The sequence below is a fragment of the Paraburkholderia mimosarum LMG 23256 = NBRC 106338 genome (assembly GCF_000739815.1).
Taxonomy (GTDB): domain Bacteria; phylum Pseudomonadota; class Gammaproteobacteria; order Burkholderiales; family Burkholderiaceae; genus Paraburkholderia; species Paraburkholderia mimosarum.
On record NZ_BBJJ01000298.1, the window covers coordinates 1 to 1,389 of the forward strand.

The 1,389-nt window shown below is 41.7% G+C and carries 1 protein-coding gene; it reads right to left on the reverse strand.

Going from position 1 to position 1,389, the window contains the following annotated elements; all coding sequences use genetic code 11:
* Window positions 1-123: 123 nt before the first annotated feature.
* Window positions 124-1,146 (reverse strand): acyltransferase, encoded by a 1,023-nt coding sequence (locus BMI01S_RS40490; protein WP_161635595.1) that lies wholly within the window; start codon window positions 1,144-1,146, stop codon window positions 124-126.
* Window positions 1,147-1,389 lie beyond the last annotated feature (243 nt).

Here is a 1,389-nt window from a genome sequence, read left to right on the forward strand (position 1 = left end):
GAGAATCATGCCGGGCCTGGCTCGCCAAAGCCTCGATTATCGCGGCGGGAAGATAGTAACGGGGCGGGGGTTGCGAGAAGAGCGGAATGGCGATATACCAACTAAAACTCTTCCGATATGTGACTATATGGTTTTCCGTATTGCACGCATTTTACTAATTGCCAATGCCGCAAGCAATGATAATGAAAATACTATCACTGCAGTTAAGGGTATGGATATTAATGGATTCACGGCTTTTAAGATGCCGACTTCGTGATTTATAACCCCAAGAATAATTGGGTGTATTACATAAATTTCAAGTGTCAACGATGCCACGCGCTTTGTGAATTCGTCATTCCATATCCCTCTTGACCATTTCTTAAATAGACAAATAACAAAAAACGACATTGGAACGACCGTAACGCTTAGGTAATCATAGAAATACAAACCATGTGCGAGATCTTTTGTGTCTGCTACTAAGTAACATCCGGCTGATGTGGTTAAGACCGTAACAATAAAGCCACCCCAAAGGATGGCCCACTTAAGATTGATTTTGGAAATTTTTATTAGATAGCCAAGAAAAAAGTATGGCACGTAACTCAAAAAAAAAGCCAAAAACAAAGTCAAAAACACATTGGAACTAGCAAATCCAAATACTTTGGAAAGCGCGTTTAGCATGACAAGAAGAAGCGAAATCGCTACAATCAATTTTAATTCTCGAATAGATGAATTGAAAGTTATTTTTCCAAAAAATGGGGTGAAAATATAAATGAATATAATCATAAAAAGAAACCACAGGCGATAATAGGGCGTGCCCTGGGTAATGCTAAAAGCCAGATCTTTAAATCTTGTCTGCCCCCCTTCAATATTTGATTCAAAATATCGCCACAGGAAAAAAATGAGTGACCAAATTACTAATGGAATTGCGACTCTCGAAGCTCTCTTGATATAAAAATCCTTTGTATTTTCAAGCTTGTTTCGATCGAGGAGTAGCGCGCCGCTTACCATTACGAACACAGGTACGCACCATCTAACTAACGAGTCGTATATGTTGCCTACCCACCAGTTACTTGATCCGACTGGCTCATGAACAACAACATTAGCAGCAACATGTAAAACTACTACTGCGAAGATCGCAACGACTCTTGCGGTATCTAACCAGACCATCAAGTCCCCCTGTTGAATTCCTCGAGAAAAACCATATACCCACATATCGGAACAGTTTTATTGGTATATCGCTATTCCGTTCCTCTCACAAACGTACCGTCGTTTTCATGGGGAAATATTAAAATCAAGCACCTCGCGCCAAGGAGCGAGGTATGAACTCCGCTTCTCCAACTGCCGATCTTCGATCGGCCTTCGCCGCAAGCGGCGGGGAATCCGACCCGAAGAGATTGATGACAGTAAGGG